The following is a 5,492-nucleotide window of genomic DNA, read 5'->3' on the forward strand; positions in this document are numbered from 1 at the left end:
CCGCGGCGGCCCGCGCTGCATGAGCATGCCCTTCTGGCGCGAGGACCTCTAAGTCTTTCCGTTTCCGGTGCGGTCCCCCTACAACCGCACCGGTTTCGCCCGTCAAACGGGCGACACTAATACTTACGTAATTCATTTCTTCGAAAGGAAACGAACCATGGGTGTTAACCTCTCCGGCCGTAGCTTCCTCAAGCTCCTCGACCTCACCACCGAGGAGATCGAGTACCTGCTCAAGCTCTCCAAGAACTTCAAGGACATGAAGCGCGCTGGCGTTCCGCACCGCTATCTCGAGGGCAAGAACATCGTTCTGCTCTTCCAGAAGACCTCCACTCGTACCCGCTGCGCCTTCGAGGTCGGCGGCATGGATCTGGGCATGGGCGTCACCTACCTCGATCCGGGTTCGTCGCAGATGGGCAAGAAGGAGTCCATCGAGGATACCGCCCGCGTTCTCGGCCGCATGTATGACGGCATCGAGTTCCGTGGCTTTGCCCAGGACGACGTCGAGGAGCTCGCTGCTAAGTCCGGCGTGCCCGTGTGGAACGGCCTGACCACTGAGTGGCATCCCACCCAGATGCTCGCCGACATCCTGACCGTCCAGGAGAACTTCAACTACGACATCAAGGGCAAGACCCTCGTCTTCATGGGCGACTGCAAGAACAACGTCGCTCGCTCCCTCATGGTCGTCTGCTCCAAGCTCGGCATGAACTTCGTGGCCTGCGGCCCCGAGGAGTGCATGCCCGCTGACGACGTCATCGAGGCCTGCAAGCCCATCGCCGAGGCCAACGGCTGCACCATCAAGCTGACCACCGACGTCAAGGACGGCGTCACCGGTGCCGACGTTATCTACACCGACGTGTGGGTCTCCATGGGCGAGCCCGACGAGGTCTGGGCCGAGCGCATCGCCCAGCTCACCCCGTATCGTGTTACCTCCGAGGTCATGGCTATGGCCAACCCGGGTGCCATCTTCCTGCACTGCCTGCCCAGCTTTCACGACACCAACACCACCATTGGCGCCGAGAAGTGCGAGCAGTTCGGCATCACCGAGCAGGAGGTCACCGACGAGGTCTTCGAGAGCCCCGCTTCCAAGGTTTTCGACGAGGCCGAGAACCGCATGCACACCATCAAGGCCGTCATGTACGCCACGCTCAAGTAAGAGCATCTAGCATCTCGCTCGGGGTGTATTGCTGCTCACCCCGAGCGGTTTTGTCTGGTAAATATCTTGCGTCGGGCGGTGGGCACGGCACGGAAAATCCGCTTCGCGCGAGAAAGTTAAATGATTTATGAAGGGGGGATGAGAACCATGACTGAGACCGCTAAGAAAAAGCGCGGTATGCCTTCATCGTTCACCATTCTTCTTGCTCTGCTGGCAATTGTCGCAGTGATTACCGTTATCGTCTCCGGCACGTCCGGCGGCGCGGTTACTGCCGCCCGTCTGAGCGATTTCTGCACCGCCCCGATCCTGGGCTTCGCTGACGCTCTGCCCGTCTGCCTCTTCGTTATGATCCTGGGCGGCTTCCTCGGCATGATGACCGAGACCGGCGCCCTGGACAACGGCATCGCCGTCCTGGTGCAGAAGCTTAAGGGCAACGAGATCATGCTCGTTCCCGTGCTGATGCTCATCTTCTCCCTCGGCGGTACCACTTATGGTATGTGCGAGGAGACCGTTCCCTTCTACGCCCTGCTCGCCGCTACCATGATGGCCGCTGGCTTCGACCCCATGGTCGGTGCCGCCACCGTCCTGCTCGGCGCTGGCTGCGGCTGCCTGGGCTCCACGGTTAACCCGTTCGCCGTCGGCGCTGCCGTCGACGCTCTGACCGGCGTTGGCATTGAGGTCAACCAGTCCATCATCATCGGCCTCGGTGCCGTCCTGTGGATTGTCACTACCGCTATGTCCATCGTCTTCGTGATGAACTATGCCAAGAAGGTCAAGGCTGACAAGGGTTCCACTATCCTGTCGATGCAGGAGCTCAAGGACGCCGAAGAGGCTCACGGCAAGGCTGCTTCCGAGGTCCACAAGGAGGTCAAGCTCACCGGTCGTCAGAAGGGTGTTCTGATCGCCTTCGCCTTCACCTTCGTCGTCATGATCGTCGGCTTCATTCCGCTGGCCGACCTCAACGAGGGCGTCGCCAACTTCTTCGACGCTGGCGCTGTCTACGACGCCGACGGTAACGCCGTCGTCCAGGGCTGGTCTGCCCTGATCACCGGCCTGCCCATTGGCCAGTGGTACTTCGACGAGGCTTCCACCTGGTTCTTCCTCATGGCCGTCCTGATCGGTATCATCGGTGGCCTGTCCGAGAAGCAGATCGTTAACACCTTCATCACCGGCGCTGCCGACATGATGTCCGTTGTTCTCGTCATCGCCCTCGCCCGTGGTATCTCCGTCCTCATGGCTAACACCGGTCTCGACGTCTTCGTCCTCGACGCTGCCGCCAATGCCCTGGCTGGCCTGTCCGGCGTGATCTTCGCTCCCATGAGCTTCCTGGTCTACTTCGGCCTGTCCTTCCTGATCCCCTCGACCTCCGGTATGGCCACTGTCTCCATGCCCATCATGGGACCGCTGGCTGTTAAGCTCGGCTTCTCACCCGAGGTCATGGTCATGATCTTCTCCGCCGCCATCGGTGTCGTGAACCTGTTCACCCCGACCTCCGGCGCCATCATGGGCGGTCTCGCCCTGGCCAAGATCGAGTGGACGACCTGGCTCAAGTTTGCCCTTAAGCTCATCGTCGCTCTCTCCGTCGTCTGCGCCATCATCCTGACCGTCGCCTGCGTGTTGATCTAAGTACCCAACGGGTACCCCACGGAAACCTTGACGATCCTGTAAAGGATCACCTGGTCATCGTCTGTCCGGTGGGGTCAACCCACCGGTAGACTCCTACCTTTAGCCCCCTCCCGTTCCGTGCGCGGGAGGGGGCGCTTTTTTGTTCCGCGGTTTTACCAAACCGCGGAACCGGTCGACGCTGCGCGCCCGCCAGAGCGGCAATCTGACGTTCAATCGTCGGGCATGGCCAAAAGGCCTATGCCCTCCTCTTTCACGTCACCTTGCTCGCTCTGGCGGGCGCTCGCTGACTTATGCTCCACCTGCGATGTTTCCATTATTGATGCAAAGGGGTCAGGTTAGCTTGTACCAAAAAGGGGAAGTTGCGGTGGAATAGCTCCTGTTTGTGTGTCCTGAGGGACTAAGCGGGAACTATTCCACCGCAACTTATCGATGGCGTGTTTGGTTGGTGCCTGTTGATGGCCTGGGCATCGGGGAGGGTCTGCTCCGTTATAATCGCGTAGAAACTTAATTTACGAAACGGGACGGGAGCCATACATGCGCCAGGGTTTCGACAACGCGAAGTATATCGAGCTGCAGGCCGCTCATATTAAGGAGCGCATCTCGCAGTTTGGCGGCAAGCTGTATTTGGAGTTTGGCGGCAAGCTGTTTGACGACTATCACGCGAGCCGCGTGCTGCCGGGTTTTGAGCCGGACAGCAAGTTTCGCATGCTCAAGAGCATAGCCGACGATGTCGAGGTTATCATCGCGATCAACGCGAACCACATCGAGAAAAACAAGGCTCGTGGTGACCTTGGCATTACCTATGACGAGGATGTGCTGCGCCTGGTTGACCTGTTCCGCGGTAACGGCTTTGCCGTCGCGGCTGTGGTCATCACCCAGTACGCCGGCCAGCCCGCTGCCGATGTGTTCCGCAACCGCCTGAACGCGCTCGGTATTCCCGCCAAGCTGCACTATCCCATCGAGGGGTATCCGCACGATGTCGATCTGATCGTGTCCGACGATGGCTATGGCAAGAACGAGTTTGTCGAGACCACCCGACCGCTCGTTGTGGTTACTGCCCCCGGTCCTGGCTCGGGCAAGCTTGCCACCTGCCTGTCTCAGCTCTATCACGAGCACAAGCATGGCACGGCCGCCGGCTATGCCAAATTCGAGACCTTCCCGGTTTGGAATCTGCCTCTTACGCATCCGGTCAATATTGCCTACGAGGCCGCCACGGCAGACCTCGATGACGCCAACATCATCGACTCCTTCCACCTGGAGGCCTACAACAAGACCACGGTCAACTACAATCGCGACGTCGAGGCCTTCCCGGTAGTCCGTGCCCTGATGGAAAAGATTCTGGGCAAGAGCCCCTACCAGAGCCCTACGGACATGGGCGTCAATATGGTCGGCTTTGCCATCACCGATGACGATGCCTGCCGCGACGCTTCCAAGATGGAGATCGTTCGCCGCTACTTTACCGCGGTCGAAAATGTGCGCCGTACCGGCGTGGGCGATGAGCAAGTCGACCGCCTCGAGCTCATTATGAAGAAAGCCGGCATCGATAAGAACTACTCACCGGCGCGGTCGGCCGCCCTTACCAGGGAACAGCTGACGGGTGGTCCCGTGGGCGCCATGGTTATGCCCGATGGCTCCGTGGTGACCGGTAAGACCTCCACGCGTCTGGGCGCCGCAAGTTCGCTCATCATGAATGCGCTTAAGCATGTTTCGGGCGTCGACCTTGAGCTCGAGGTCATCAGCGATGAGGCGATTGAGCCCATCAGCAAGCTCAAGACGCATTTCCTGGGCAGCAAAAACCCGCGCCTGCATACCGACGAGACGCTTATGGCGCTCTCGATCACCTCGGCTACGAGTGAGACGGCCGCCCGCGTCCTTTCGGGCCTGGAGCAGCTGCGCGGCTGCGATGCCTTCTTTAGTGTGATCATCTCTCCGACGGACGAGACGGTGCTGCGCAAGTTGGGCATCAACGTGTGCTGCGAGCCCAAGTTTGAGCGCCGCGGTTTCTTCCATCGCTAAGTTTGAAGCACTGCGGTAATTGCATTGCATTTTGGCCGTATCGGGTTAGCGCCCGGTACGGCTTTTTGATCAATAAAGCGTCTATTTCGGCGAAAAATAGCTGTTTACCTGCCTAGAAACAATTTGAGCGGTATACAATAACCGTAACTGTTTCATCCTTAGCGGGATGCCGCATGATGGATATTACCTGCCATCGTGAGGTGTGTCGGTCGCGCACGGCGCGTTAGATGCTCGTGCTCGGTTTGAGGAGGCTGCTATGGCGGGCAAGGGTCGTGCGAGTGTTAACGATATGAAGCGTGTCGAGGTGCTGGTGTTGATGGAGATCGACCAGCAAACCGAAGACAATGGCGGGCCGTATGGTTTCTCGCGCAAAACGCTTGCCGAGCGCGTGGGGGTTTCGCCGTATCGTGCCCGCGCCGCAATCGATCGCTTGGATTCCGAAGGTATGATTGATGTCGTCTCGCGTTATAGCGACGACGGCGGTCAGCTTGCAAATGGCATTTGCCTTACCGAACGTGGCGAATGGTATCTTGAGGGCGTCCGTACCGGCATGCTCGTTCAAGAAATGCTTGAGGACGAGGTTGCTGATCGATAGCAGCATGTAACCCTTGCCATAGCGACGCCGCCTGGGAAACCGGGCGGCGTTTTGTTTCAAGACTTTAGTCTGCTGGCCGCGCAGCGGCCAGCTTTAAACCAC

4 protein-coding genes are annotated in these 5,492 nt (G+C 59.2%); all 4 read left to right on the forward strand.

Translation table 11 applies throughout. The features are described from left to right. Nucleotides 1-157 precede the first annotated feature (157 nt). Complete coding sequence (gene argF / locus DWY05_RS09730) at nucleotides 158-1,153, forward strand: ornithine carbamoyltransferase (RefSeq protein ID WP_006234279.1); 996 nt, start codon at nucleotides 158-160, stop codon at nucleotides 1,151-1,153. 138 nt (nucleotides 1,154-1,291) lie between these two features. After that, nucleotides 1,292-2,779: a YfcC family protein gene (locus DWY05_RS09735; RefSeq protein ID WP_370448094.1), complete on the forward strand. Its 1,488-nt coding sequence runs from the start codon at nucleotides 1,292-1,294 to the stop codon at nucleotides 2,777-2,779. A gap of 534 nt (nucleotides 2,780-3,313) precedes the next feature. After that, on the forward strand, nucleotides 3,314-4,795 hold the full coding sequence (locus DWY05_RS09740) for a DUF1846 domain-containing protein (RefSeq protein WP_117821540.1): 1,482 nt from the start codon (nucleotides 3,314-3,316) through the stop codon (nucleotides 4,793-4,795). 256 nt (nucleotides 4,796-5,051) lie between these two features. Beyond that, nucleotides 5,052-5,390 carry a hypothetical protein gene (locus DWY05_RS09745; RefSeq protein ID WP_040358312.1) on the forward strand — a complete coding sequence of 113 codons (339 nt, stop codon included), beginning with the start codon at nucleotides 5,052-5,054 and terminating at the stop codon, nucleotides 5,388-5,390. Nucleotides 5,391-5,492 lie beyond the last annotated feature (102 nt).

This window comes from Collinsella sp. AF23-4AC, from assembly GCF_003462685.1.
Lineage (GTDB): Bacteria > Actinomycetota > Coriobacteriia > Coriobacteriales > Coriobacteriaceae > Collinsella.